This is a genomic window from Pelagibius sp., from assembly GCF_028281305.1.
Classification (GTDB): Bacteria; Pseudomonadota; Alphaproteobacteria; order Kiloniellales; family Kiloniellaceae; genus Pelagibius.
In genome coordinates this window covers 215904-241794 of sequence record NZ_JANQKD010000023.1, presented here as the reverse complement: position 1 = coordinate 241794, position 25891 = coordinate 215904, and the positions used below count along the sequence as shown (strand labels likewise).

Below are 25891 nucleotides of genomic sequence, written 5' to 3'. Positions count from 1 at the left end.
CCTTTCTGTCGCTGCTGTTCTTTTTCTTCAGGAAGCCTCCGCCTTTCACTGGCGCTCGGGGAAATCCTGACTACCTAACCGATAGACAATCCCTCACAAGGAGGAAACGATCATGGCGTTACAATTGGGCGATACCGCACCGGACTTCACAGCCGACACCACCGAGGGCCAGGTCAGCTTTCACGACTGGATCGGCGAAAGCTGGGCCGTTCTGTTCTCTCATCCGAAGGACTTCACGCCTGTCTGCACGACCGAGCTCGGCTATGTCGCGAAGCTGAAGCCCGAGTTCGAAAAGCGCAACGTGAAGATCATCGGACTCAGCGTCGACACCGTCGAGGATCACAAACGTTGGGCCGAGGACATCGCGGAGACGCAGGGCACGGCCCCGAACTACCCGATGATCGGCGACCCGGATCTTGCCGTCTCGAAGCTTTACGGAATGCTGCCGGCAGGCGCCGGCGACAGCGCTGCCGGCCGCACCGCCGTCGACAACGCCACGGTCCGCAACGTCTACGTTATCGGCCCTGACAAGAAGGTGAAGCTGATGATCACCTATCCGATGAGCACCGGCCGCAACTTCGACGAGGTGCTGCGGGTCATCGACTCCCTGCAGCTCACGGCAGACTACAAGGTGGCGACCCCGGTCAATTGGAAGCAGGGCGAAGATGTGATCATCGTACCGGCCGTCAAGAACGAGGAAGCCAAGGAGCTGTTCCCGGACGGCTGGCAGGAAGTGAAACCCTACTTGCGCGTGGTGAAGCAGCCGGACGCCTCATAGAGGGCGCATAGCCCGAAAACACGAAAAACGGCCGGCGCCCATGGCGCCGCCCGTTTCATTTCACCTAAGCGGTCACGGAAGAGAAGAAGCGCGCGATCTCGCTGTCATGCCAGGGGGTGCCGCGCTCGCCTCCGTGAAACCCGACATGTCCGCCCTTGGCCGGCATGGCCAGGGCCAGCGCCGGGTTGGCGGACCAGTCGAAGCGGCGATAGGCGTCGTTGGGTATCCAGGGATCGTCTTCCGCGTGGATCACCAGGGTCGGCACCTCGATCCCGGGCAGAAAGCGCAAGCCGGAACAGCGTGCATAGTAGTCGTCAGCGCCATCGAAGCCGTTGGCCGGCGCCACGACGCGGTCATCGAACTCGTAGACGCTGGCAGCACCCGCGATGGCCGCTTCTTCCGCCTGGCTGCGGGTTACCGGCGTCGCCCGCGCTTCGTCGCGCATACGCGCCAGAAGATAGCGGTGGTAGACCCAGTTACGCGGCTCCATGATGCGGCGCTGCGCGGCCTTCAGATCGATCGGCGCGGAGACGCTGGCGCCGGCAATCACCGGAAAAGCGCCGGCCTCCTCCGCCAGGAAGCGCAGCAGCAGGTTGCCGCCGAGCGAGTACCCCACCAGGTAGAGGCCGCGATCAAACAGCCGACCGTCCGCTGCCGCGAGCGCCTGCAGAGCATCGCGCAGGTCCGCGCTCCGACCGGCATGGTACTGCTCCCGACAGAAAGGCCGCGAGGGACCGGCCCCGCGCAGATTGAGACGCAACACCGCATAGCCGCTGCGCAGCCAGTGGCGGGCGGAAAGACGCAGGTAGAAGCTGTCCTCGCAACCGGTCAGCCCGTGCACCAGGACTGCGAGGCCGCGGGTGCCGTCCGGAATTGCGTGCAGACAGGCAAGCAGCCGGTCGCCGCTGCCGTCACGCAGCGGCAGTTCCAGGCGCCTGCCGGGCCAGGGCGTCAGATCGACCGGCGGGCGACGCAGAAAGTTGCGCAATGTTTGAAGATCGCCACCCAGCCACGGCCAACGCGGCCGAAACCCGGAGGGCACAAAGGCTTGCGCCCCCTCCTCCCGCAAAGAGGACCCGGCACCTCCAGCGCTGTCGTTCAGGACCCGTTCGTCAACCATTGGCACAGCGGCTCGGTCTGGCTGTCGTCGAGCAAGGCGGGCGCATGGCCGCAGCCCGGGAACTCGATAAGGCTGGTCGCGGCCCGGTCCCTGATCATGGTCTCGGCCGTCTCCCGCAGCAGCAGGTCCGAGTCCGCACCACGGAGCAGGAGGACCGGCACCTTGACCTCGCCCCAGACGGACCAGAGATCGACATCGTCGATCTCCGCGGCGCGCAACGGCTCGGCGATCCGCGGGTCATAGTGCAGGCGCCAGACGGCCCCCTCCTGCCGCAGCGAGGTTTCGGTCATGTGGCGCCACTGCGGATCGCTGAGCGCGCCGAAGCCGCTGTAGACCTCGCGATGATAGGTCTCGGCAGCGGCAAAATCCGGAAACGCCGGGTCCTTGCCGAAGTAGTCGAGGATCCGCAGCAAGGCCGCCTTGGGAATGAAGGCACCGACATCGTTCATGACCAACCGCTGGATCGGGTTGCCCGGCAGGGCGGCGACCATCATGCCGATCAGCCCGCCCATGGAGGTCCCGACCCAATCGACCGCCTCGCAGTCGAGCCGCGCGATCAGAGCAGCCATATCGGAAACGTATTGCGGATAGCCGTAGTCGGCAGGATCGCTCAGCCAGACACTGCGGCCGCGCCCAACAACATCCGGGCAGACAACCCGCCGCCCCGCTGCCGCCAGCTTCGCCGCCAGGCTGTCGAAATCCCGCGCATTACGGCCAAGACCATGGACGCAGACGACAGGCCGGGGATGCTCCGGTCCGTAGACGCGATAGGCAAGCCGATGAAAGCCCGATTTCGACAGGCAGAGCAGCGATTCTTCCCGGGGTTCTTCCATCTCCCTGCCATCTATAGGAAGCACGGGACCCCGCCGCAAGGATCATTGCGCAGCCGCCGACGCCCGCCGCAGCGAGGCCCCAGGTGTCGGCATGCTAGGCCGCGGACCCCCGGTTAACGGCGGGACCGAGGCAGGCCTCGATCTCCTGGGCGTCCAGGCTCTCCCGCTCCTCCAGGCGGCGGATCAGGTTGTCCATGCCCTGGCGATTGACTCGGATGACCTCGGCAGCGCGCCCGGCCGCCTCCTGCAGCAGCTTGGAGACGGAGGTATCGACGTCGTGAGCGGTGGTCTCGCTGAAGCGCCTCGGCTGCGCGATCTCGCGACCCAGGAACGGGTGCTCGTCGCTCTGGCGCAGGTCCACCGGCCCGATCTCCTCCGACATGCCCCAGCGGGCCACCATCGCCCGCGCCATCTGGGTGGCCTTTTGGATGTCGTCATCGGCGCCGGAACTGACACTGCCCAGAAGCTCCTGCTCAGCGGTGCGCCCGGCCAGCAGAACGGCGAGCCGGTCTTTCAGGTAGTCCACTGGCAGGGTGTGACGCTCCTCCTCCGGCAGCATGTGAGTGCCGCCAAGGGAACGCCCCCGTGGGATGATGGTCACCTTGTAGAGGGGGTCGGCCTGGGGCAGGAAATGCGCCACAACGGTGTGCCCGGCCTCGTGGACGGCCAGGCGGTGCCGCTCGTCCGGCCGAATCGCCAGGCTGCGCACCGTGCCCATCATCACCTTGTCCCGCATGTCGTCGAAGTGACGCATGTGAATGGCGGCTTCGTTTGCCCGGGCCGCCGCCATCGCGGCCTCGTTCACAAGGTTCTTCAGGTCGGCGCCCGAGAAGCCCGGGGTGGCCGCGGCCACAATTCCGAGGTCCACATCCTGGGCCAGGGGCATGTTGCGGGTATGGACGCGCAAGATCGCCTTACGGGCCTCGCGATCCGGCAGTTCCAAGGTGACATGGCGATCAAAGCGGCCCGGCCTCAGCAGGGCAGGATCCAGGACATCCGGCCGGTTCGTGGCAGCCAGGACGATCACCGCCTCATGCCCCGAGAAGCCGTCCATCTCCGCGAGGATCTGGTTCAGTGTCTGCTCGCGTTCGTCGTTGCCGCCGCCCAGCCCCGTGCCGCGCACACGGCCCACGGCGTCCAGTTCGTCGATGAAGATGATGCTCGGCGCGCGCTGCTTTGCTTCGTCGAACATCTTGCGCACCCGCGACGCGCCGACTCCGACGAACATCTCGATGAACTCTGAAGCAGAGGTGTGATAGAAGGCGACCCCCGCTTCACCGGCCAGCGCCCTCGCCAGCAGGGTCTTGCCGGTGCCCGGCGGCCCCATCAGCAGGACCCCGCGCGGGGGCTCGGCGCCAAGGCGCCGGTAACGCTCCGGATCTCTCAGAAAGTCGACAAGCTCCCCGACCTCGCGCTTGGCGGCGTCCTGTCCGGCGACATCTTCGAAGGTAATGCGGCGGCTGGTTTTCGTTTCCCGCTTGGCTGAACCGGTCAGGAAGTCCGAGGGGTCTCGCCCGCCGAAGCGGCCCACGATGTTGCTCTGCATGCGCTGCCAGAACCAGAAATACAGCCCCAGGAAAACCAGCCAGGGCAGCAGGCCGATGATCCAGTTGCTCTCGCGCTCCGCTTCCGGGCGGATCATCAGGCTGGCGCCGCTCTCGTCGATCAGCTCAAAGAGTTCCGGATCCTGAAGCGCCGGGAGGGCGGTTACCACCCGTTCCACCCCGGCGGAGGGCTCACCGGCGGCCTGACCATCGGCCGCGGTCCGCCTCAGGCTGGCCGTGACCTGCTGTCCCTCCATCACGATATCGCCGACGCGACGCTCCTTCAGCAGGGTCTTGAACTCGCTATAGGCGATCTCGGTGCTGCGCTCCGGCTGCCGAGGGGGCTGCTGCAGGCTGATGAAGTACCCGAACAGCAGCAGACCGACGAGAAGGAACGGGAGCCACTTCGTAATCCCCTTCAGCTCGACCTCCCACGCTCCTGTAATCGCTAACTCATTAGAATTTAGCAATTATACGCAGATCGCTGAATGATCCAGGTCAAGCCGCAACCACTAAGTTCGGCCGTTTCGATCACTCAGACGGCGTCTTCGGTGGGCCTCCCAGGACTGGGCTGCGATGCAGATCCGGCGCACCGCGCTGTCCGCCGCTTTCACGCGCGGTTCCATGTCGCAGATGGCGTTTTCGACATCTTTGAAGCGCTACCCGTCCCGAAAGCCTCGGCTGACCGCCACCAGGGTGTCCTGCGGGCCCTGTTGAAGCGCCGGCAGTTTTCGGCCGGCACCGCAGCGATCCCAGCCAACCCGGCGATGATGACCTTTTTGAGATCCTGCGCAGCCATGGCCTTGCCCCCCTTGCGCGAATACCTTACCCGTTGAACCCAGCGACCCGAGCGCCAACGGATTGCAGGACGTTAGCGCAAGGGTTCTTGCTTTGGGAGCAAACAGAGGAACGTCATGGATTTGCAATCATTGGCGGTGAGATGCGGAAATCTTTGAAGTACCTTGGAATTGTCGTTAGCGGCCTGCTTGGTGTTGTCTTGCTCGCCGCAGTTCTGGCTACCCTCTGGATGTTCCGCTCTCTGCCGCAGACCGAGGGCGATGTCCTGGTTTCAGGTCTCGCCGCGGAGGTCTCCGTGGAGCGCGACCGCGATGGCTTGGTGCGCATCCGCGCAGAGAACGAACCAGACCTCTATCGCGCCCTGGGCTTTGTTCACGCGCAGGAACGCCTCTGGCAGATGGACTTCATGCGCCGCACGGCCAGCGGGCGGCTTTCGGAGGTGGTCGGCGAAGCGACGATACGCCACGACCGGTTTTTCCGGACGCTGGGGTTCCGGCGTGTTGCCGAAGCGAACCTGGAGCACCTCGATCCGGAGACGCGGGCTGCCCTGGACGCCTACGCCGAGGGCGTAAACGCCTTCCTGGAAAGCAGGACCGGCCCGCTGCCCGTGGAGTTCCAGATCCTGCGCTACGAACCGGAACCCTGGAGCGCCGTCGACTCCCTGCTGTGGGGCCGGGTGATGGCGCTGCGCCTGTCCGACAACTGGCGCTCCGAACTCAGCCGTGCCCGGCTTGCCGGCCGCTTCAGCCCGGACAAGATCGCGGCGCTCTGGCCAAGCTACCCCGAGGACGGTCCGCTGACGCTGCAAGGCAGGGCGAGCCTGGTCGACCAGTTCGTTGCCGAACAGCTCTCGCATCTGCTTCCGCCCTGGCTGGAGCCGACCGGCGCGTCCAACGCCTGGGCGGTCGCAGGCAGCCGGACCACCAGCGGCCTGCCGATTCTGGCCAACGATCCCCACCTTTCCCTAGACTCGCCAGGGGTTTGGATGCTGGCCCGGCTCGAGGCGCCGGGCCTTACGCTGGCCGGCGCAACGGCACCGGGCGTGCCCTTCCTGATCGTCGGTCATAACGAACGGCTCGCCTGGGGCCTGACCACCACCCACAGCGATACGCAGGACTTTTTCATTCAGCGCCTGATGGCCGATGACCCCAGCAGCTACGAGTCCCCCGAGGGTGCCCTTCCGTTCCGAACCCGGGACGAGGTGATCCGCGTGCGCGGTGGCGATGCCCAGCGCCTCGTCGTCCGCGAGACCCGGCACGGCCCTGTCATGAGTGACGTCATTCCAAGCGGTTCTGCCGGCACGGACGCCGTGCTTGCCTTGTCCTGGCCGGCCCTGCGCAAGGACGACCGCACCGCCGACGCTCTCTACGGGATAAACCATGCGAAAGACTGGGCAGCCTTTCGCGATGCCCTGCGCCAGTTCCATTCGCCCCAGCAGAACTTCCTCTATGCCGACGTCGACGGCAATATCGCATTCATCGCCCCGGCGCGCGTTCCCATCCGCAGGGCCGGCGACGGCCAACACCCGGTGCCGGGCTGGGATGGCGCCTTCGACTGGATCGGCTTCGTGCCCTTCGAGGAGTTGCCGGTCTCCGTCAATCCGCGCAGCGGTGTCCTGATCAACGCAAACAACAAGATCGTGCCGGACAGCTATCCTCATCTGATCGCCGTGGATTGGCCGGCACCCTACCGTGCCGAACGGATCGAGGCGGCGCTCAACGTGGCCGGCGGAAGTCACTCGGTCGGAGATTCCGTCATTCTGCAGCAGGACATCGTGGCCAGCGGCATGAAACGGATCCTGCCGCGCCTGCTTGCCATGGAGCCCGGCAGCCAGCGTGCGCGCGAAGCGCTCACCATGATCCGGTCCTGGGATCTGCGCATGCACCGGAACGCGCCGGAGCCGCTGATCGTGCAAGCCTGGATCTGGGCCTTGACCCGGGAGATCCTGGCTGACGAGCTTGGCAGCAGTTACCGAGACTTCGTCGAGGGCGGCCTCTACACCGTCGAACGCCTCATCAGCGACGACAGCCCGTGGTGCGATGACGTGACGACCGAAGCCGTAGAGAGCTGCGACGACCAGATCGCCGTCGCCCTGGACAGTGCCCTCGACCTGCTGTCAGACCGTTTCGGCAGCGATATGACGAGCTGGCGCTGGGGAGAGGCCCATGTTGCCCGCTTCCGCCACCCCGTGTTCAGCCGCATTCCGGTGATCGGCGGTTTGCTGACCAAGCGCCTGGAGACCGACGGCGGCAGCGACACCGTCAACCGCGCCTCGCCCCGTTTGGGGGGCGCCCCCGAAACCCTCTTCGAGAACGTTCACGGGGCCGGCTTCCGTGCGGTCTATGATCTGGAGGATCTCGACCGTTCCCGCTTCATGATCGCGACCGGCCAGTCGGGCAGCCCGCTGTCCGGCCTCTATGGTAGCCTTTCCGAGCGCTGGCGCGACGGCCTTACGGTGTCGCTGGGCCCCGAAACCTGGGCGGTCGCGGAACAGTTAATGCTGCGCCCGGCGCCACAATAGCCGGTGAACATCAGCAGCCCCTGAACACCAGCGGCGACAGTCATTGCCGGCACAAGCCCCGGCGCCCGCAAGGGCCCAGCAGAAGGGCAAGGCCGGAATCCGGGGAGGGCACGACCATGACGACCGTGGAAGCAATACGCAGCGCAGCCGAACGGCTGCGCGGCCAGGTGATCCGCACCCCCCTTGTGCGTGCCAGCCGGCTTTCCGAGCAGCTGGGATGCGATCTCTTCCTCAAACTGGAGAACCTGCAGCACACGGGTTCCTTCAAGGACCGCGGGTCCTACATTCGCCTCAGCAAGCTTTCAGGGGACGAGGCCAAGCGGGGAGTCATCGCGATGTCGGCGGGCAACCACGCCCAGGGGGTCGCCTATCACGCCGGACGCCTCGGCATCCCGGCCACCATCGTGATGCCGGAGTTTGCACCCTTCTCCAAGGTCGAGAGAACCCGTGCCTTCGGGGCAAGGGTGGTACTGACAGGCGACACCCTGGATGCCTCGGCACACGCGGCCTATCAGATCGCCGAAGAAGAGGGTCTGACCTTCGTGCACCCCTTTGACGACGAGGACGTGATCGCCGGACAGGGCACCACGGGCCTGGAGATCCTGGAGGACTGCCCGGACGTCGAAACGATCGTGGTCCCGATCGGAGGCGGGGGCCTGATGTCGGGAATCGCAACCGTCGCAAAGGACGCCAACCCGGCGATCGAAATGATCGGCGTGGAGAGCGCGCTCTTTCCCTCCATGCGCGATACCCTCAAGGGCACCCAGACCATGACCGGAGGGTCCAGCCTTGCCGACGGGATTGCGGTGAAGGTGCCCGGAAAGCTCACCAAGGCGATCATCGAAAGGCTCGTCGCCGACATCATCGTCACTCCGGAATCAGCAATCGAAGCTGCCGTTCACCGGCTGGCGGAGGAACAGAAGCTGGTGGTAGAAGGCGCCGGTGCCGCGGGCGTTGCCGCGATTCTGGCGGAGCCCGAACGCTTCGCCGGTCGCAGGGTCGCCTGCGTGATCTGCGGCGGCAACATCGACCTGAAACTGCTCTCCAGCATCCTCACCCGCGGCCTGATCCGTGACGGGCGCATGGCCCGCCTGCGCATCGGCATCGTCGACCAACCCGGGGTTTTGGCCCGAATCGCGAGCATCATCGGCAAGACCGGCGGCAACATCATCGAGGTCTATCATCAAAGGCTGTTCTACGACGTGCCGGCCAAGCAGGCCGAGGTCGACGTGGTCCTGGAGACCCGGAACGCCGAGCACATTGCCGAGGTCGTCACGCAGCTCAGGGAGGACGGCTTCCCCACGCGCACGCTCTCCGATCTGTCGCAACAGGGAACGCTCTGACCGCCCACAGGGCTCGAAATCCGGCCGGCCCCGGACAGCGGGCCTTGCGGGGGACCGCCTTATCCCTTAGGGGATAAGGACGCTGCGTCCCTCGTCGTCGCTGTCCAACCTGGGAGGATCCGAGAATGGCCGAAAGCGGCGCCGTCTTTCACGGTGTCATGGAGCGTATCGGCAACACGCCCATGATCGAGGTGACCAAGACCGACACGGGCCCCTGCCGCCTGTTCCTGAAGCTTGAAAGCGAAAACCCCGGCGGCTCGATCAAGGACCGCATCGGCAAGTCGATGATCGAAGCGGCGGAACGGGACGGTACCCTCAAGCCCGGGGGACGGCTGATCGAAGCCACCGCCGGCAATACCGGGCTGGGTCTGGCCCTGGTCGCCGCCCAAAAAGGCTACCACCTGACCCTGATCGTGCCCGACAAGATGGCGCAGGAGAAGATCTTCCATCTGCGCGCCCTGGGGGTCGATGTCATGCTCACCCGATCGGACGTCGGCAAGGGTCATCCGGAGTACTATCAGGACATGGCCGAGCGCATCTCCAAGGAGACCGGCGCTTTCTACGTCAATCAATTCTCCAACCCTGCAAATCCGCTCGCCCACCAGACCACAACGGGGCCGGAGATCTGGGAACAGATGGGACATGACCTGGACGCCATGGTCTGTGGCGTCGGCTCCGGCGGCACGATCACCGGCCTTTCCCGCTTCTTCGCCTCCGTGTCCAACAAAGTGGAGATGGTGCTGGCGGACCCCGAGGGCTCCGTTCTGGCCGACTACGTGAAGACCGGGGTCCTGAGCGAGGACGTCGGAAGCTGGATCGTCGAGGGCATCGGCGAGGACTTCCTGCCCGACAACTGCGATCTGTCGGACGTGAAGAAGGCCTATGTCATCCCGGACAGTGAGTCGCTGGCAACAGCCCGCGACCTGCTGCGGGTCGAGGGGATCCTCGCCGGCTCTTCCTCCGGAACGCTGATTTCCGCGGCGCTGCGCTACTGCCGGGAGCAGACCGAGCCGAAGCGCGTGGTGACCTTCGTCTGCGACAGCGGCAACAAATACCTATCCAAGATGTTCAACGATTACTGGATGGTCGATCAGGGCTTCATCGAACGGCCGCAGAAGGGCGATCTCCGCGACCTGATCAGCCGGCGCCATGACGAACACGGCACCGTCACTGTGGCTCCCGGCGACAATCTGCTGGTCGCCTACGGCCGCATGAAGCTCTACGATATCTCTCAATTGCCGGTTCTGGACGAACACGGCGGTGTCGCCGGCATCATCGACGAAAGCGACATCCTGCTGCGGGTCTTCGGTCATGACGAGCGCTTCAAAGACCCGGTTTCCAGTGCGATGACGGCAAAGCTGGACACCGTCAGTGCCGATCAACCGATCGACGCCCTGTTGCCGATCTTCTCTCAGGATCATGTGGCCATCGTTTTCGATGGCGGAGAGTTCCTGGGCCTGATCACGCGTATCGATCTGCTCAACCACCTGCGCCGCCGGATGAAGTGACCCGCCATGCCAGACTCCTCACGAAGCCGCAACCGCCCGGCCTTTGCGACCCGCGTGATCCACGCCGGTCAGGCCCCGGACCCGACCACCGGCGCCATCATGCCGCCGATCTATGCTACCTCCACCTATGTCCAGGAGAGCCCGGGCGTTCACAAGGGTTATGAGTACAGCCGCTCCCAGAACCCGACACGCATGGCCTATGAGCGCTGCATCGCGGATCTGGAAAGCGGGCAGCAGGGCTTTGCCTTCGCCTCCGGCCTTTCCGCGATCGCCACCACGCTCGACAGCCTGGAGAGCGGCAGCCACATCGTCGCCATGGACGACCTCTACGGCGGCAGCTACAGGCTGTTCGAGAACGTGCGCAAGCGTTCCGCGGGGCTTTCGTTCTCCTTCGTCGACCTGACGAAGACCGAAGACCTGGAGGCCGCGATCCGGCCGGAGACGAAGATGGTCTGGGTGGAGACCCCGACCAATCCACTTCTAAAACTGGTCGATCTGGAAGCTGTAGCCGCCATCGCGAAGAAGCACGGCCTGATCTGCGCCTGCGACAACACCTTCGCGTCGCCCTGGGTCCAGCGGCCGCTGGAACTGGGGTTTGACCTGGTCATGCACTCGGCAACGAAGTACCTGAACGGCCATTCCGATATGGTCGGCGGTGTGCTCGTCGTCGGTGAGAACCCGGCGCTGGCGGAGAAGCTGGCCTTCCTTCAGAACGCCGTTGGCGCGGTCCAGGGGCCCTTCGACAGCTTCCTGGCGCTGCGCGGACTGAAAACGCTCGCCTTGCGCATGGAGCGTCACTGCAGCAACGCCCAGGCCGTCGCCGAGTATCTGGAAGCCCATCCGAAAGTGGAGCGGGTCTATTACCCGGGCCTGCGTTCTCATTCGCAGTACGACTTGGCGGAGCAGCAGATGGATGCGCCCGGGGGCATGGTGACGGCGGTTCTGAAAGGCGGCCTGGACACCGCACGGCGGTTCCTGGAACGCGTCGAGCTCTTCGCCCTGGCGGAAAGCCTCGGAGGCGTCGAGAGTCTGATCGAGCATCCGGCGATCATGACCCACGCCTCGATTCCCGAAAGCATCCGCGCCGAACTGGGAATCAGCGACGGCCTCGTGCGCCTCTCCGTCGGGATCGAAGGGGAAGACGATCTCCTGGCGGACCTTCAGAACGCGCTGGCATAGACTGGAGAGTCAGGCAGACCAGCCGGACTTATCAGAGACTTGGGCCGATGGCGCGGTATCCGCTCTGATAGTAGACCAGTGGTTCCCGCGTTTCGCTGACTCGCAGGTCCTCGACGAACCCGACGATGATGACGTGATCGCCGCCGTCGTAGACCGCCTCCCTGCGGCATCCGAGGTTGGCCAGACACCCCTTGAGCATCGGCAGGCCGTCGGCCCAGGGATCGTAAGCCACGCCATCCCACTTGTCGGTCGCGGATACGGAAAAGCGAACTGAGAGGTGATGCTGCTCGGCGGTCAGAAAGTTGATGGCAAAGCGCTCGGCATCGGTAAATGCGCCAAAGCTCATAGCTTCCCGGTCCAGGCAGAACAGGACGAGCGGCGGCTCCAGCGAGACAGAGGCGAAGGAGTTAACGGTCACCCCACAGTTCTGCCCCGCGGCATTGCGGGTCGTCACGACCGTTACGCCCGTGGCAAAGGTGCCCATAGCCCTGCGAAAGGCAAGGGAATCAAAGGTCATTTCAGCATCCGGTAAACCACTACCCAGGTTGGCGGCGGGATATTAAAGCGAACCAAAACCAAAAAGCCACCGCAATTCAGCCATTTCGGCCGGTTCAGGGGCCAAACTAAACCACTTATTAACTCAAATCCGCGAACTTCGATGGCTGATTCTGTGCAGATCTTGTTTCAGGGATTGGGGCTCTATGGGGCTTATCGTCGGCATCTTGATGGTCATCGGCTGCACGCTCGGCGGCTATATGGCCATGGGCGGCAAGCTGGGCGTTCTGTGGCAGCCTTTCGAGGTTGTGATCATCGTCGGGTCCGCCATCGGCGCCTACATCATTTCCAACCCGGCGAGCGTTCTGAAATCCACCGGCGGCGCCATCGGCAAAACCCTTAAGGGCGCACAGTTCAAAAAAGAACACTATTTGGAGTTGCTTCAGCTTCTCTATCAGCTTCTTAAGGTGGCCAAGACAAAGGGCAACCTGGGATTGGAACAGCACATCGAGAACCCTCAGGACTCGGCGCTGTTCCAGCAGTTTCCCGGCGTTATGGCGAACGACACCGCGATCACCTTCATCTGTGACTACCTGCGCATGCTCACGCTCGGCTCCGACAACCCGCACGAGATGGAAGCACTGATGGACGAGGAGATCGAACTCGTCCACCATGAGCATTCCGAGACCGCCCATGCGCTTCAGACCATGGCCGACGGCATGCCGGCCCTCGGCATCGTGGCGGCGGTCCTGGGTGTCATCAAGACCATGGGGTCCATCACCGAACCCCCGGAGATTCTCGGCAAGCTGATCGGCGGCGCCCTCGTCGGTACCTTCCTGGGCGTGTGGGTCTCCTATGGCTTCGTCGGCCCGATCGCATCAAAGGCGCAGTCCGTCTACGACGCCGAGATCAAGTTCCTCCATTGCATCAAGGCGGCGCTGCTGGCGCACATGCATGGATCCGCTCCTGCGGTCTCCGTCGAGTTCGCCCGCAAGGCGCTGGTCGGCCACGAACGCCCGACGTTCTACGAGGTCGAGGAAGCGGTGGGCGCCCTTCCCCCGGTCAGCTAGCACGAGGGGATAAGCCGCGATGGCAGCGGGAGCGAACGACGAACAATCGGTCATTATCGTCAAGAAGATCAAGAAGGGCGGCGGTGGTCACCACGGCGGCGCCTGGAAGGTTGCCTATGCCGATTTCGTGACTGCGATGATGGCCTTCTTTCTGCTGCTCTGGCTGTTGAACGCAACCACCGAGGAGCAGAAGCGTGGCATCGCCGAGTACTTCACGCCGGTCACCGCTTTCGCACCGGAAAGCGTGTCGCAGAGTGCCAGCGGATCCGACGGCGTCCTGGGCGGGCGGACCCTGACTTCGGAGGGCGCGCTTGCCAACGATACCTCGCCGGTCGGCGTCACGGTCTCGTTGCCGGGCGCCAGCCAGGACGAGGGCGAACTGCGCGAGGACCCGGTTGAGAACCCGACCGACGGCAGCAAGGCGGGGGAAAGCCAGGAGCGCGCCGGCGACCCCGCCGATGCGAACCAGCCGGGCGATGCCAACGAGGCTGGACAGCTGGCCCAGGAGTTGGAGGGCGAGCGCTTCGAGGCCGCCGAGACGGAACTGCGCCAGGCAATTGAGGCCGTTCCCGATCTTGCCGACTTCGCCAAGAACCTCGTGGTAGATCAGACCCCCGAGGGACTGCGCATTCAGATCATCGACCAGGAAGGCAGATCCATGTTCGCCTCCGGTTCGGCCGAGATGTATCCGCACACCCAGCGGCTCCTGGCACTGGTCACCAATGCGATCGATGAGCTTGAGAACCCGGTCGCCATCAAGGGGCACACGGACGCAACGCCTTTTGCCGCAGACAACGGCTACTCCAACTGGGAGCTTTCTACCGACCGCGCCAATTCGAGCCGGCGCGCCCTGATCGCTGCCGGCCTCCCAGCCAGCCGGATCGCCTCCGTCGTCGGCCGGGCCGATCAGGAACCCTTCATCAAGGAAGACCCTTTCTCCCCCCGCAACCGCAGGATCTCGATCATCCTGCTGCGCCAGACGCCGCTCGGGGACGTCCCGGTCTATGAATCGGACGGCTGAGGCGCCTCCTGCGCCATCGTCACCGCCCGAACCCTTCCCCGCCCCCCTCCAGAGCCAGCCTGACTGCACCGGATTGCCAGCGTTCGTGGGCAAGACCATTGAAGGCTGGCTTCCGCTCCGGTTTCCCTGCAATAATTCCCCAAAACAAGCAGATCCGGGGTAACCCGGGTCCTCTGCCGCACGGATGGGGGCAGACGGGAGCAGGGAGTTACCACTTTGGAAGGCACAGACAGGCCGCAGTCCGGCCCACTGACCGCCTATAGCCCGAACGGGTTCTTTTGCGAGATGCTGGGCAGCCCCGAGCGCGAGGCCGACCACACGCAGCGGATCCGCGACCGTTTGCAGGCCCTCGATCTCGGCGAGCTGCGCGGCCGGGCCCGGGATGCCGAGCTGGAACTCTACAGCTTCGGAATCACCTTTACCGTCTACACCCAGAAAGACGCCATCGACCGCATCCTGCCTTTCGATGTGATCCCCCGCGTCATCTCCGCGGACGATTGGGAGACCATCAACGCCGGCGTGGTACAGCGGGTCAAGGCGCTCAACCTTTTTCTCTGGGACATCTACCACGACCAGAAGATCCTGCAGGACGGGACCATTCCGCGCGAGCTTGTTCTCGGCAATCCCAACTACTGCGCGGAGATGCGCGGGATCGACGTCCCGCTTGGCACCTACGTGCACATCAACGGAACCGATCTTGTGCGCGGCGACGACGGACGCTTCGTCGTTCTCGAGGACAATGCGCGCTGTCCTTCGGGCGTTTCCTACGTGGTCGAGAATCGTCACCTTATGCAGCGCAGCTTTCCGGATCTGATGGCCAACATCGGCATCAGGCCGGTTTCCAACTACGGGCAGAAACTGCATGACGCTCTGGTCGACGTCGCGCCGGAAGGTGTCGCATCGCCGCAGGTCGTGTTGCTGTCCCCGGGAACCTACAACTCGGCCTACTTCGAGCACATCTTCCTGGCGCGGGAGATGGGCGTGCCCTTGGTCGAGGGCAGCGATCTGGTCGTCGACGAAGACCGTGTGTTCATGAAGAGCATTGACGGCCTGCACCCGGTCCACGTGATCTACCGGCGTATCGGGGATGATTTCCTGGATCCGGAGGCCTTCAACCCCGACAGCATGCTCGGCGCTGCCGGGCTGATGCGGGCCTACCGCAAGGGCACAGTGACCCTGGCCAATGCGATCGGAACCGGGGTGGCGGACGACAAGGCCGTCTACGCCTACATGCCGAGGATCATCCGCTACTACCTGGACGAGGAGGCAATCCTCTCCAACGTGGAAACCCACATCTGCCGTGAGCCGGAGGGTCTGGCCTACACCCTCGACAACCTTTCCGATCTGGTGGTCAAGCCGGTCGGGGAAGCCGGCGGCTACGGCATTACAGTTGGCCCGCTCGCCAGCAAGGCGGACCTCGAGAAATGCCGCGCCGATGTCCTGGCCGATCCGGCAAACTACATCGCCCAGCCGATGGTGAACCTCTCGGTCTGCCCGACAGTCACGGATGAGGGCATCAGCGCCCGTCATGTCGATCTGCGGCCCTTCGCGGTGACCGGACGCTCGACCTGGGTTCTGCCCGGCGGACTCTCCCGCGTCGCCCTGACGAAGGGCTCCATTATCGTGAATTCCTCCCAGGGCGGAGGGTCAAAGGATACCTGGGTTCTTGAGTAGACTTCTCAGCCGCTATGCCGAGGCCATCTACTGGATGGCGCGTTACATCGAGAGGGCCGAGAACCTGGCCCGGATCCTCGACGTCAACGAAACCTTCAGCCGCGACTCCCGCGGCTGGCAGAACTGGCAATCCATCCTTCAGCTCTACCGCGATGAAGAGAGATTCTTCGAGAACCACGACAGGGCCGACGCCGAAAGCGTGCTGTTTTTCTACACGCTCGATCAGAGCAATCCGACATCCATCATTTCGGGGGTGAACGCCGCGCGCGCCAACGCACGAACCCTGCGGCCGTTGATCTCCACCGAAATGTGGATCCAGCTCAACATCTTCTACAACACGCTGAAGAGCTATAAGCCGGGCGACCTGCCGGAACCCCGCCTCGCCCGCTTCTGCAACACGGTCAAGGAAGCCTGCCAGACTCATACAGGGATCACGGAAGGCACCTTTTACCGGGATGAAGGATGGTTCTTCTATCAGATCGGACGGTGCCTCGAGAGGGCCGACCAGACGACCCGGCTGCTGGACGTGAAGTACCATCTCCTGCTGCCCAACCATGAAGCCGTGGGATCCCCTTTCGATGTGAGCCAGTGGAACGCAGTCCTGCGGTCAGCGGCCGGCTACCACGCCTTCCGGCGGGTCTATCCGAGCGGGCTCAGCCAGTCGGCAGTGGCCGGCTTCCTGCTGTTCCACGCGCAGTTCCCGCGCTCTGTCAGTTCCTGCATCCGCCAGGTCGACATGCGGCTCTCCGAGCTGCGCTCCAACTACCGGCTTCGCCGCGGCAGCCGCGCCCTGGAGGAGTTGGACGAGCTCTGCGCCGTGCTCGACGATACGACCATCGACGAGGTGATTACCAAGGGGCTGCACGAGTTTGTCGACTGGGTTCAGATCAAGCTGATCCGAACGCACTCGGAACTGGGCGCAGCCTTCTTCGGCTATGCAGCGGAGGAGATGAGCGATGCGGCTCAATGACAAGCTGCCCTGCGAGATGAAGCCCTGTGGCTTGACGCCGCGCCGATCGCCGCATAGATGGGGCAGAGACACGCTCAACACTCTACCGTAAGATCGTGCGTCCTATCCGGCCGACCGAAGCGACAGCGTTGAACCGAAGGACCGGTTGCCCGAACAGATGAGACAGGACCGTCCACACAGTGTCACACTGGCCACCGAAGAGGGTGTCTTTGGGCCGCTCCAGGACTTCTTCGTTCTGGAGCCTTCCCCCTGCCCCTATCTGCCTGACCGCATGGAGCGCAAGCTTCTGACGGAAATCAGCGGCCCGCAGGCGCAGTCGGTCTACACCCAACTCAGCCACGGCGGCTTTCGGCGCAGTCACCGCTTCGCCTACCGGCCGGCCTGCGCAACCTGCGATGCCTGCGTCCCCGTCCGCGTTGTCGTCGGGCAGTTCCAGCCGAGCAAGTCGCTGCGACGGATCGCACGCTTCAATGCAGATCTCTCCGTGACCACGGTGCCCAATCGCGCCACCGGCGAACAGTTTGCTCTGTTCAACCGCTACATTCAGTCGCGACACGGCGACGGCGAGATGGCGGGCATGATCGCCGAGGAATACGCTTCCATGGTCGAGTCGAGCGATGTCGATACCCGGCTCGCCGAGTTCCGGGACGAGGAGGGACAACTGGTCGCCGTCTGCCTTCTCGACTGGCTCACCGACGGTCCCTCTGCCGTCTACAGCTTCTTCGACCCGGCGGTGGCCCGTCGCTCCCTCGGGACGTTTATGGTTCTGTGGCTTATTGACGCAGCCGCTGCAGCGGGCGCCGCGCACGTCTACCTGGGCTACTGGATCGAGCACAGTCGTAAGATGGCCTACAAAACCAGATTCCAGCCCTTGGAAGGCCTCCTCTCCGGGGTCTGGCAGCCGCTGATACGCCGCAGCGCGGACCACGCGCTCTCCCTGCCGACAGCCTAGCCGGCGCCTCGGCTCAGCCGCTCTCCGCCATCATCGCTCCGGTTGCGTCCCCGCGCCCCGGCGCCTATTCTCGCCGCACAAACCACAGGGTAGGTCAAATTACCCGCAGACCACACTTGGCAGTCACTACCGACCTCGGGGAGGACCGAAATGAAACGTCGTCAGTTTATGAGGCGTGCTGTAACCACTGCGGCGGCGACCGGCGCCATCGCCGCCTCCAGCTTTCCAGCCCCTGCGATTTCCCAGGGCCTGCAGAAATGGCGTATGCAGACAACCTGGCCCAAGAATTTTCCCGGTCTCGGCACCGGCGCGAACAAGCTGGCCGAGTTCATCGGGCAGGCTTCCGGCGGCAAGCTGACCGTCGACGTCTACGGCGGCGGGGAGATCGTCCCTCCCTTTGAGACCATGGATGCAGTCGCCAACGGCACCATCGAGATGGGCCATGGAGCGCCCTATTACTGGAAAGGCAAGGTTTCCGCGAGCCAGTTCATCGCTTCCATCCCCTTTGGCCTGAACGCCCAGGAGCAGAACGCCTGGCTGCAGTTCGGCGGTGGGCAGGAACTGGCCGACAAGATCTACAGGGAACTGGGCTGCAAGTTCTTCGCGTCCGGCAACACCGGCGTTCAGGCCGGCGGCTGGTTCAACAAAGAGATCAACTCTTTGGAGGACTACAAGGGCCTGAAGATGCGCATTCCGGGCCTGGGCGGCGAAGTCGTCAAGGCAGCCGGCGGCAACGTGGTCAACCTGCCCGGCGGCGAGATCCCGCCTGCCCTGCAGTCCGGCGCCATCGACGCCACCGAATGGGTCGGCCCCTACAACGACCTCGCTTTCGGTCTCTACAAGAGCGCCAAGTTCTATTACTACCCGGGCTGGCACGAACCGGCGACTCTGCTGGACAACTTCATCAGCCTGCAGGCCTGGGAAGCGCTGTCAGACGACCTCAAGGCCGTCGTGGAGGCCGCGAACGCCTACGCCAACACCTACGTGCTGAACGAGTTCGTCGCCAAGAACAATGGCGCCCTCAACACTCTGGTCAACGAACACGGCGTGGACCTGAAGCGCTTCCCCGATGACGTGCTGAACGCGCTGGGAACGCTCTCCGGAACCGTTATCGGAGATCTCGCTTCTGCCGACCCCTTGAGCCGCGAGGTCATGGACTCCATCATCTCCTTCCGCAAGCAGGCCATCGCCTATGCGAAGGTGTCGGAGCAAGCCTTCTACAATGCACGCGGCCTGCCCTTCCAGTGGGCCGGCTGAACGGGGCGCTGTAACCGGCAACGGTAAGCCGAATTTCAGGCACAAAAAAAGAGGCCGGCGGGTTACCCCGCCGGCCTTTTTCATGCACCCCGCCACGGGGCAGAAGCTGTCTTGGATCAGTCGAACAGAACGCCGGGAAGCCAGGTCGCCATCGTCGGAAACGCGGCGATCAGGATAAGACCGAGGATCTGGATCATCACAAACGGCATCACGCCGCGGTAGATGTCCATCGTCGTGATGATGGCCGGCGCAACCCCGCGCAGATAAAAGAGCGCGAAGCCGAAGGGCGGCGTCAGAAACGACGTCTGCAGGTTCACGGCAATCATCACGCCAAGCCAAATCGGATCGAGCCCCATCGTCAGCAGTATGGGTCCCACGATGGGAACGACCACGAAGACGATCTCGATGAAGTCGAGGAAGAACCCCATCACGAACATCAGGGCCATGACCACCACCACGGCCCCAAAAACACCGCCCGGAAGCGCATTGAGAACGTCGGAGACGATCTCTTCGCCACCCAGGCCGCGGAACACCAGGCTGAACACCGAAGCCCCCAGCAGGATCACGAAGACCATCGCCGAGATCTTGACCGTGGTGCGCATCACATCGATCAGGATCCCGTTGCGATAGACCCGCGACAGGGAAACGGCGAGGCCGAACGCCAGGGCCAGGATGCAGGCCCCGGCAACGACAGCGGCGGCCAAGTCGATGACGGGCACGGTCTCGCGCTGCATACGCAGATCAAAGATCGTCGACAGGGGTACCAGCGCGACAAGGCAGAAGGCCGCCAGGTAGATCGCCCCGGACCGTTCCTCGAAGGCCGCCCTTCCGGCAAGCAGAAGCGCGCCGATGCAGCCCATGGCGGCCGCCTCCGTCGGCGTGGCGACGCCCAGCAGGATTGACCCCAAGACCAGGACGATCAGCGATGCCGGCGGCACCAGAACCCGGAGGACCCGGGGGCCCATAGGCTCGGTGTCATCCGCCGACCGCTGCAGCGGCGGACAGGCATCCGGACGCCGCCAGGCCGAAAACAGGATCCAGAGCATGTAGAGCCCGACCAGCATCATGCCCGGTAAGAACGCACCCGCGAAGAGGTCGACGACGGAAACCGGGTCCGGGGCGAAGTTTCCGAGGGCAAGCTGCGCTTCGGTGTTGGCGCCCTGGAGGATGTCGCCCAGCAGCACCAACACGATGGAGGGCGGAATGATTTGGCCGAGCGTGCCGGAGGCGCAGATGGTACCGCAGGCGATCTTCGGGTCGTAGCCCGCCTTCAGCATCGAGGGCAGCGAAAGCAGCCCCATGGTGACGACGGTGGCCCCGACGATGCCTGTGGATGCCGCCAGCAGCATGCCGACAAAGATGACCGACAGCCCCAACCCGCCGCGCAGACGGCCGAACATCAGGCCCATGGTCTCCAGAAGCTGTTCGGCGATTCTCGACCGCTCCAGCATCACGCCCATAAAGACGAAGAGCGGAACCGCAACCAGCAGCTCGTTGGTCATGACGCCGAAGTAGCGCGATGCCAACCCGCCCAGAAGCCGCATATCGAAGATACCCAGGCCATACCCGAGGAAGGCAAAGCCAAGGGCAACACCAGCCAGAGTGAAGGCGACGGGAAACCCGAGCAGCAGCACGCCACAGGCCGTCGCAAACATGATGAGGGAGAGAATCTCCCCAAGCAGTACGGGATCCATGGTTCAGATGGGCTCCGTCTCTTCGTCTTCCGGTTTGAATTCCGGATGACCCGTCAGAACCAGAAGACTTCTGCCGGCCAGGGAAAGCCCCTGCAGTCCGATAAGAGCACAAAATGCGAGAATGACGCTCTTCAGCAGGAAGAGGCCCGGCAGCCCCCCGGCCTCTCTCGACTCCTCGAGCCTGGCCCAAGAGGAGGCGACATAGTCGAAGCTGACCAGAGAGACGACGATGACCAGAGGAAGAAGGAGCAGCAGCGCGCCGCAGAGATCGATCCAGGCCTTATAGCGCGCCGAGTTCGGGCGGTAGAAGATGTCGACCCGAACGTGGCCGTTGTGGAGCAGGGTGTAGCCGGCCCCCAGCATGAACACCAGCCCGTGCAGCCAGACGTACGACTCCTGCAGCCAGACCCAACCGATCGAATAGACGTAGCGCAGAACCACCACGACAAAAGTGATGATCACCATGAGCAGCGTCATCCATGACACCGCCCGCCCAATGTGCTCATTCAGTGAGTCAACGAGATTGACGAAGGTGGCAAGCCCCTTCACGACCCTCTTTCAGCCCCCCGTTGTCCGCCGGAAGCGCAGCCCTGTTCTCTTGCGAGCCGGCTTTGCAGCCTCTCCGGCGCCTTTCCCATCGTTTCGCAGACCACGGCTCTTATTTGTGCGCCTATGATCCGCCTCCCAGCATAACCCCAGGTTTCCGAGGTTTTTCTGCCCTCTCGGTGCAGTGCCACCCGGCTTATAGGCCGCCGGACAGGTCAGAACAACGGGAAAATGGGCGCAATCAGCCGAATTTGTTGGCACGCGAGAAGCCGGTGGGCGGCAGCCGCCCAGCCTGGGCGCGCTTGCCCACCCAGGCCACCAGATCGCTTTCGGTCCGCGTGCGCCCGGCGCCGGAGGACCAGGTCAGCCCATCGGCCAGGGTAAAGGTCTTGGCATCGGATAGGCCGCCGTCCTTGTACTTTTGCATGATGACGCCGCGGCCCCGAGTCATTTCTGGCAGTTCATCCAACGGGAAGATGATCAGCTTCCGGTTCTCCCCCACCACCGCTACATGGTCTCCTGAAACGGGTCTGCAAACTGCCGCCTCAACACCCTCGGCCAGGTTCAGGACCTGCTTGCCGTTCTTGGTCTGGGCGACCACCTCGTCCTCCGGAACGATGAAGCCCCGCCCATCGGCCGAGGCGACGAGGAGTCTGCGGCCCGGCTCGTGGACCTGAAGCCCGACGATATCCTGGTCGTTGGGAAGTCCCATCATCAGCCTCAGCGGTTCGCCGAAGCCGCGCCCGCCGGGAAGCTTGTCCACGCCCAGGGTGTAGAACCGCCCGTTGGTCGCGAAGACCAGCAGCTTGTCGGTCGTCTGGGCGTGGACGGCAAAGCGCTCGCGATCGCCTTCCTTGTATTTGGCATCGCTCACGTCCTCCTGATGGCCCTTCAAGGAACGGACCCAACCTTTGGCGGAGCAGAGAACCGTCACCGGCTCGCGCTCGACAACGGCTTCCAGCGGGATCACCACCTCGGACGGCGGCGCGCCGATCTCGGTGCGCCTGGCGCCAATCTCGGTCTTGGCGCCGAACTGGTCGCGGATCTCCTTGACCTGCTCGCCGATGACCGTCCATCGCCGCTTCTCGTTCCGCAATAGCTGCTTCAGGTCTTTCTGCTCTTTGGAAAGGGCGGCGTGCTCCTCACGAATGGAGATTTCCTCGAGCTTGCGCAGCGCCCGCAGGCGCATGTTCAAGATTGCCTCGGCCTGAACATCGGAGAGCTTCCAGCGCTTCATCATGCGCGCTTTCGGATCGTCTTCCTCCCTGATGATGCGAATGACCTCGTCGATATTGAGATAGGCGATCAGGTAGCCGTCGAGCACCTCCAGGCGGTGTTCGATCTTTGCGAGGCGGAACCGCGTCGTCCGCTTGAGGACTTCGTGGCGATGATCCAGGAAGGCACGCAGCGCTTCGCGCAGATTCATGACCCGCGGCGTGTTGTCGGCATCGAGGACGTTCATGTTGAGGCCAACACGGGTTTCCAGATCGGTCTGGCGGAACAGGGACTCCATCAGAACCTCGGGATCGACGTTCCGGCTCTTGGGTTCCAGAACCAAGCGGATCTCTTCCGTCGACTCGTCGCGGATGTCGGCCAGCATGGCGAGCTTCTTGGCCAGCAGGAGTTCTGCGATCTTCTCGATCAGACGCGACTTTTGCACCTGAAAGGGGATCTCGGTGACGACGATCTGATAGCTGCCGCCCTTGATCTTCTCGGCCTCCCAGCGCGCCCTCAGGCGGAAGCTGCCGCGGCCGGTCTTATAAGAATCCACGATGCTTTCGCGCGCTTCTACGAGGATGCCACCGGTCGGAAAGTCCGGTCCCGGTACCAAGTCGACCAGCTTGTCGAAAGTCGCGTTCGGAGCCTTTATCAGATGCAGCAGGGCGTCACAGAGTTCGCCCACGTTGTGCGGCGGAATCGACGTCGCCATGCCGACGGCAATGCCCTGGGCACCGTTCGCCAGAAGATTGGGAAAGGCGGCCGGCAGCACCACCGGCTCTTCCGCCTCTCCGTCGTAGGTCGGGCGAAAGTCGACGGCATCGGCATCAATGCCGTCCAGAAGCGCGGCGGCCACCTCTGTGAGCCGTGCTTCCGTGTAACGCATGGCGGCGGCGTTATCGCCATCGACGTTCCCGAAGTTCCCTTGGCCGTCGATCAGCGGAAAGCGGAGCGAGAAGTCCTGGGCCAGGCGGACAAGGGCATCGTAGATTGCCTGATCGCCGTGCGGGTGGAACTTGCCGATCACGTCACCCACGACACGCGCCGACTTCTTGAACCCTGTGTTGGGATCGAGGCGCAGCTGACGCATCGCGTAGAGAAGACGTCTGTGGACCGGCTTGAGCCCGTCCCTGACGTCCGGCAGCGATCGCGCCATGATGGTCGAAAGCGCATAGGACAGATAACGCTCCGACAGGGCGTCGGAGAGCTTGATATCGCGGATTTCCCCCGCCGGTGTGCTGTTCATGGTTCGGTGCGAATCGGCAGTTAAGGCACCAGATACAGTAGTCAGCCCGCCGCCGAGATCAATACTTTGCCACGATTGGCCTGATCTAGAAGCGGTCGGCCCGGTAGGGGGCCATATCGATGCCGATCTCCCGTCCCGCGATCATGTCGGCGACCAGTTCTCCGGTTCGCGCCGCCAGGCTGAGCCCGCAATGCCCGTGGCCGAAGGCCAGGTAGGCGTTGCGGTGCTGCGGCGCGCGGTCGATAACCGGCAGCGAGTCGGGCATCGACGGGCGGTAGCCCATCCACTTGGTCTCGTCTTTACGGTCCAGGCCCGGGTACCAGCGCGATACGTTTTCGAAGAGCACCTCCGCCCGCCGCCAGTCCGGCGCCTTGTCGAGACCGCCCAGTTCCACCGTGCCGGCAACCCGGAGGCCGGTCTCAAGCGGCGTGCAGACAAAGCCACGCTCCGTCGAATAGACCGGAAGCCGTGGGCTGACGCCTGGATTGGGAAGGGTCAGATGATACCCGCGCTCGGTGTCCAGGGGCGGCCGACAACCGAGCATGGCGGTCAGGGCCTTCGACCACGCGCCGGCTGCAATCACGACGGCCTCGCAAGCGGTCCGCCCGTGGTCGGTGATAACCGCGCTCACGCCGCCATCCGCCCTTTCGAAACCGGAAACGGTCTCGCGGCGGATTGTCCCGCCCGAACTGACGAAGGCCGCTGCCAGTTCCTGAACGAAACGGAAGTTGTCCACCGTGTAGGACACGTCCGGATAGAAGACGCCGTGCTTGAAGATGGGCGCCAAGGCCGGCTCGAGTTGCCGAAGCTCCGGCGCCGACAGAATCTCCAGGTTCACTCCGCGGCGGCGCTGCAGCTCCAGCATCGGCTGGTAGGCCCGAAATCCTGCATCGGTCTCGTAGACCGACACCCAGCCGCTGCGCTTGATCATGTCTTGGATCCCGGCTGCCTTGACCAGAGGGTCGTAGGCCGCCGTCGCGCCACGCAGCAAAGCTCTCAGCGCGATCGATATCTCTTCGACGCGCCGCGGGCTGCTGGCACCGATGAACTGGATCAGCCAGGGCGCAAGCCGGGGCAGGTACTGCCAGCGAAGAGCGAGCGGACCCAGGGGGTCCAACACCATCCTTGGGACCTTCCAGAGAATCCCGGGGGTCTGGACCGGCACCACGGCCTCTTCGGTGATGATGGAGCCGTTTCCGAACGAGGTCCCCTCGCCGGGCCCGCCCCGATCCAGCAGCACCACGCGGCGACCGTCGCGGAGCAGATAGAGCGCCGTACAGACCCCGACGATGCCGGCGCCGACCACCACGACCGGAGCGGCCTTTCCGTCCTCTGTGCTCATGGGCCTTCCTTCAACGCCGATGCGTCCCCCTCACCGCCGGTCGTGGGCGCCGTCCTCGCGAAGAGCTGGGCCAGACGCTGACGTGCCGCCGGCAGTGGTTTGTCGTGGGGGTGAAATGTGTAGCGCTCGAGAAAGTACCCTGTCAGCGCGAGACCGTCTGCAACCTCCTCCGCCCCCCCTGCCCCACGGCCCAGCAGAAAACCGGGAAGCGGCAGAAGCTTCTCCTTGAAGGGCGCACCAGCAGACAGGGAAACGGCACGCCCCGACCGCGGGCTGACGTAGCTGAGTTGATCGTTGTCCCCGCCCCCCGCGCAGCGGGTCAGGTCCAGCCCGAATCCCAGAGACGCAAGCAATCCAAGTTCCCAGCGAACGTAGATCTCGGCCCAATGATCGTCCGACAGAGAGTCCAACAGAACCAAAAGGCCTTGATAGCATCCGGGATGCGGTTCGCGTTCGGGCATCGCGCCCTCGCAAACCGCTGTTGCAGCAACCAAGCCGGCGAGCCGTTCCGGGTCATCCAGCGCCTGAGCTGCATAGGCCTGAACCAGCTCGCACTCAAAGCGCCCCAGGTGTTCTGCCAGGCGCCCGGTCCAGACCGCCCTCACCTGGTTTCCCGGCTGGTAAACGCCCCTGGCCCTGGCGCTCTGGGCACCACGGACGAGCCCTGCGTGCCGCCCATGGACCTGGCTCAAGAGCTGCACAATGGCTGATGTTTCGCCGTGCGGGCGCACCGAGAGGATCACCGCTTCATCGTCCCACTGCATCAGGTGGCCCGGACAACC

Annotated in this window: 21 protein-coding genes; 12 read left to right on the top strand and 9 right to left on the bottom strand. The window is 64.0% G+C overall.

The annotated features are described in order from the left end of the window. The first annotated feature begins 112 nt into the window (after positions 1–112). On the top strand, positions 113–778 hold the full coding sequence (locus tag Q0982_RS07095) for a peroxiredoxin (RefSeq protein ID WP_299393414.1): 666 nt from the start codon (positions 113–115) through the stop codon (positions 776–778). A gap of 64 nt (positions 779–842) precedes the next feature. Here the strand turns inward: Q0982_RS07095 and Q0982_RS07090 are convergent, their stop codons facing one another. The 3 genes from Q0982_RS07090 to ftsH all read right to left on the bottom strand — a co-directional run bounded on the left by Q0982_RS07090 (position 843) and on the right by ftsH (position 4745). Then, positions 843–1766: a YheT family hydrolase gene (locus Q0982_RS07090; protein ID WP_299393411.1), complete on the bottom strand. Its 924-nt coding sequence runs from the start codon at positions 1764–1766 to the stop codon at positions 843–845. A 110-nt stretch (positions 1767–1876) separates the two neighbouring features. Continuing rightward, a complete protein-coding gene (locus tag Q0982_RS07085) occupies positions 1877–2731 on the bottom strand; it encodes an alpha/beta fold hydrolase (protein ID WP_299393409.1) in 855 nt (284 codons plus the stop codon). Positions 2732–2825: 94 nt separating this feature from the next. After that, a complete protein-coding gene (ftsH, locus tag Q0982_RS07080; protein WP_299393407.1) occupies positions 2826–4745 on the bottom strand; it encodes an ATP-dependent zinc metalloprotease FtsH in 1920 nt (639 codons plus the stop codon). A gap of 18 nt (positions 4746–4763) precedes the next feature. Here ftsH and Q0982_RS07075 point away from each other — a divergent pair, with 18 nt between their 5' ends. From Q0982_RS07075 to Q0982_RS07055, 5 genes are all read left to right on the top strand, one after another. Next, entirely contained in the window at positions 4764–5111 is a 348-nt protein-coding gene (locus tag Q0982_RS07075; RefSeq protein WP_299393406.1) for a hypothetical protein, read from the top strand. A gap of 191 nt (positions 5112–5302) precedes the next feature. After that, entirely contained in the window at positions 5303–7594 is a 2292-nt protein-coding gene (locus Q0982_RS07070) for a penicillin acylase family protein (RefSeq protein WP_299393403.1), read from the top strand. Positions 7595–7710: 116 nt separating this feature from the next. Next, complete coding sequence (locus Q0982_RS07065; RefSeq protein ID WP_299393401.1) at positions 7711–8937, top strand: threonine ammonia-lyase; 1227 nt, start codon at positions 7711–7713, stop codon at positions 8935–8937. 125 nt (positions 8938–9062) lie between these two features. Beyond that, positions 9063–10445, top strand: a complete 1383-nt coding sequence (locus tag Q0982_RS07060) for a pyridoxal-phosphate dependent enzyme (RefSeq protein ID WP_299393399.1) — start codon at positions 9063–9065, stop codon at positions 10443–10445. A 6-nt stretch (positions 10446–10451) separates the two neighbouring features. Further along, a complete protein-coding gene (locus Q0982_RS07055) occupies positions 10452–11624 on the top strand; it encodes a PLP-dependent aspartate aminotransferase family protein (RefSeq protein ID WP_299393396.1) in 1173 nt (390 codons plus the stop codon). 31 nt (positions 11625–11655) lie between these two features. Here Q0982_RS07055 and Q0982_RS07050 read toward each other — a convergent pair whose 3' ends face one another. After that, positions 11656–12141 carry a flavin reductase family protein gene (locus Q0982_RS07050; RefSeq protein WP_299393394.1) on the bottom strand — a complete coding sequence of 162 codons (486 nt, stop codon included), beginning with the start codon at positions 12139–12141 and terminating at the stop codon, positions 11656–11658. A 184-nt stretch (positions 12142–12325) separates the two neighbouring features. Between Q0982_RS07050 and motA the strand changes: the two genes are divergently transcribed. The 6 genes from motA (at position 12326) to Q0982_RS07020 (ending at position 19063) form a co-directional block, all read left to right on the top strand. Then, positions 12326–13189 carry a flagellar motor stator protein MotA gene (gene motA / locus Q0982_RS07045; protein ID WP_299393391.1) on the top strand — a complete coding sequence of 288 codons (864 nt, stop codon included), beginning with the start codon at positions 12326–12328 and terminating at the stop codon, positions 13187–13189. A gap of 19 nt (positions 13190–13208) precedes the next feature. After that, positions 13209–14210: a flagellar motor protein MotB gene (locus Q0982_RS07040; protein WP_299393389.1), complete on the top strand. Its 1002-nt coding sequence runs from the start codon at positions 13209–13211 to the stop codon at positions 14208–14210. 285 nt (positions 14211–14495) lie between these two features. Then, the gene (locus Q0982_RS07035; RefSeq protein WP_299393386.1) at positions 14496–15884 is read left to right on the top strand and encodes a circularly permuted type 2 ATP-grasp protein; all 1389 of its coding nucleotides are present in this window, start codon (positions 14496–14498) and stop codon (positions 15882–15884) included. Then, on the top strand, positions 15877–16854 hold the full coding sequence (locus Q0982_RS07030) for an alpha-E domain-containing protein (protein ID WP_299393385.1): 978 nt from the start codon (positions 15877–15879) through the stop codon (positions 16852–16854). The genes Q0982_RS07035 and Q0982_RS07030 overlap by 8 nt, the downstream gene beginning before the upstream one ends. A 157-nt stretch (positions 16855–17011) precedes the next feature. Beyond that, the gene (locus Q0982_RS07025) at positions 17012–17806 is read left to right on the top strand and encodes an arginyltransferase (RefSeq protein WP_299393383.1); all 795 of its coding nucleotides are present in this window, start codon (positions 17012–17014) and stop codon (positions 17804–17806) included. Between the two features lie 168 nt (positions 17807–17974). Continuing rightward, the gene (locus Q0982_RS07020) at positions 17975–19063 is read left to right on the top strand and encodes a TRAP transporter substrate-binding protein (protein ID WP_299393381.1); all 1089 of its coding nucleotides are present in this window, start codon (positions 17975–17977) and stop codon (positions 19061–19063) included. Positions 19064–19179: 116 nt separating this feature from the next. On the opposite strand, the gene Q0982_RS07015 is transcribed toward Q0982_RS07020, so the two are convergent. From Q0982_RS07015 to recO, 5 genes are all read right to left on the bottom strand, one after another. Further along, positions 19180–20757, bottom strand: coding sequence for a TRAP transporter large permease subunit (locus tag Q0982_RS07015; protein ID WP_299393378.1), 1578 nt, complete (start codon positions 20755–20757; stop codon positions 19180–19182). Positions 20758–20760: 3 nt separating this feature from the next. Continuing rightward, entirely contained in the window at positions 20761–21234 is a 474-nt protein-coding gene (locus tag Q0982_RS07010) for a TRAP transporter small permease subunit (protein WP_299393376.1), read from the bottom strand. Between the two features lie 310 nt (positions 21235–21544). Beyond that, positions 21545–23767, bottom strand: a complete 2223-nt coding sequence (parC, locus tag Q0982_RS07005; protein ID WP_299393373.1) for a DNA topoisomerase IV subunit A — start codon at positions 23765–23767, stop codon at positions 21545–21547. Between the two features lie 85 nt (positions 23768–23852). Continuing rightward, positions 23853–25109, bottom strand: a complete 1257-nt coding sequence (locus tag Q0982_RS07000; RefSeq protein WP_299393370.1) for an FAD-binding oxidoreductase — start codon at positions 25107–25109, stop codon at positions 23853–23855. Next, positions 25106–25876, bottom strand: coding sequence for a DNA repair protein RecO (gene recO / locus Q0982_RS06995; protein ID WP_322096971.1), 771 nt, complete (start codon positions 25874–25876; stop codon positions 25106–25108). The genes Q0982_RS07000 and recO overlap by 4 nt, the downstream gene beginning before the upstream one ends. Positions 25877–25891: the final 15 nt, after the last annotated feature.

Bases quoted from the DNA above. Each gene is read 5' to 3' on its own strand.
- Q0982_RS07095 (WP_299393414.1), top strand. From the start codon at position 113: ATGGCGTTACAATTGGGCGATACCGCACCGGACTTCACAGCCGACACC.
- Q0982_RS07085 (WP_299393409.1), bottom strand. From the start codon at position 2,731: ATGGAAGAACCCCGGGAAGAATCGCTGCTCTGCCTGTCGAAATCGGGC.
- Q0982_RS07075 (WP_299393406.1), top strand. From the start codon at position 4,764: ATGATCCAGGTCAAGCCGCAACCACTAAGTTCGGCCGTTTCGATCACT.
- Q0982_RS07070 (WP_299393403.1), top strand. From the start codon at position 5,303: ATGTTCCGCTCTCTGCCGCAGACCGAGGGCGATGTCCTGGTTTCAGGT.
- Q0982_RS07065 (WP_299393401.1), top strand. From the start codon at position 7,711: ATGACGACCGTGGAAGCAATACGCAGCGCAGCCGAACGGCTGCGCGGC.
- Q0982_RS07060 (WP_299393399.1), top strand. From the start codon at position 9,063: ATGGCCGAAAGCGGCGCCGTCTTTCACGGTGTCATGGAGCGTATCGGC.
- Q0982_RS07055 (WP_299393396.1), top strand. From the start codon at position 10,452: ATGCCAGACTCCTCACGAAGCCGCAACCGCCCGGCCTTTGCGACCCGC.
- Q0982_RS07050 (WP_299393394.1), bottom strand. From the start codon at position 12,141: ATGACCTTTGATTCCCTTGCCTTTCGCAGGGCTATGGGCACCTTTGCC.
- motA (WP_299393391.1), top strand. From the start codon at position 12,326: ATGGGGCTTATCGTCGGCATCTTGATGGTCATCGGCTGCACGCTCGGC.
- Q0982_RS07040 (WP_299393389.1), top strand. From the start codon at position 13,209: ATGGCAGCGGGAGCGAACGACGAACAATCGGTCATTATCGTCAAGAAG.
- Q0982_RS07035 (WP_299393386.1), top strand. From the start codon at position 14,496: ATGCTGGGCAGCCCCGAGCGCGAGGCCGACCACACGCAGCGGATCCGC.
- Q0982_RS07025 (WP_299393383.1), top strand. From the start codon at position 17,012: ATGAGACAGGACCGTCCACACAGTGTCACACTGGCCACCGAAGAGGGT.
- Q0982_RS07020 (WP_299393381.1), top strand. From the start codon at position 17,975: ATGAGGCGTGCTGTAACCACTGCGGCGGCGACCGGCGCCATCGCCGCC.
- Q0982_RS07015 (WP_299393378.1), bottom strand. From the start codon at position 20,757: ATGGATCCCGTACTGCTTGGGGAGATTCTCTCCCTCATCATGTTTGCG.
- Q0982_RS07010 (WP_299393376.1), bottom strand. From the start codon at position 21,234: ATGACGCTGCTCATGGTGATCATCACTTTTGTCGTGGTGGTTCTGCGC.
- parC (WP_299393373.1), bottom strand. From the start codon at position 23,767: ATGAACAGCACACCGGCGGGGGAAATCCGCGATATCAAGCTCTCCGAC.
- Q0982_RS07000 (WP_299393370.1), bottom strand. From the start codon at position 25,109: ATGAGCACAGAGGACGGAAAGGCCGCTCCGGTCGTGGTGGTCGGCGCC.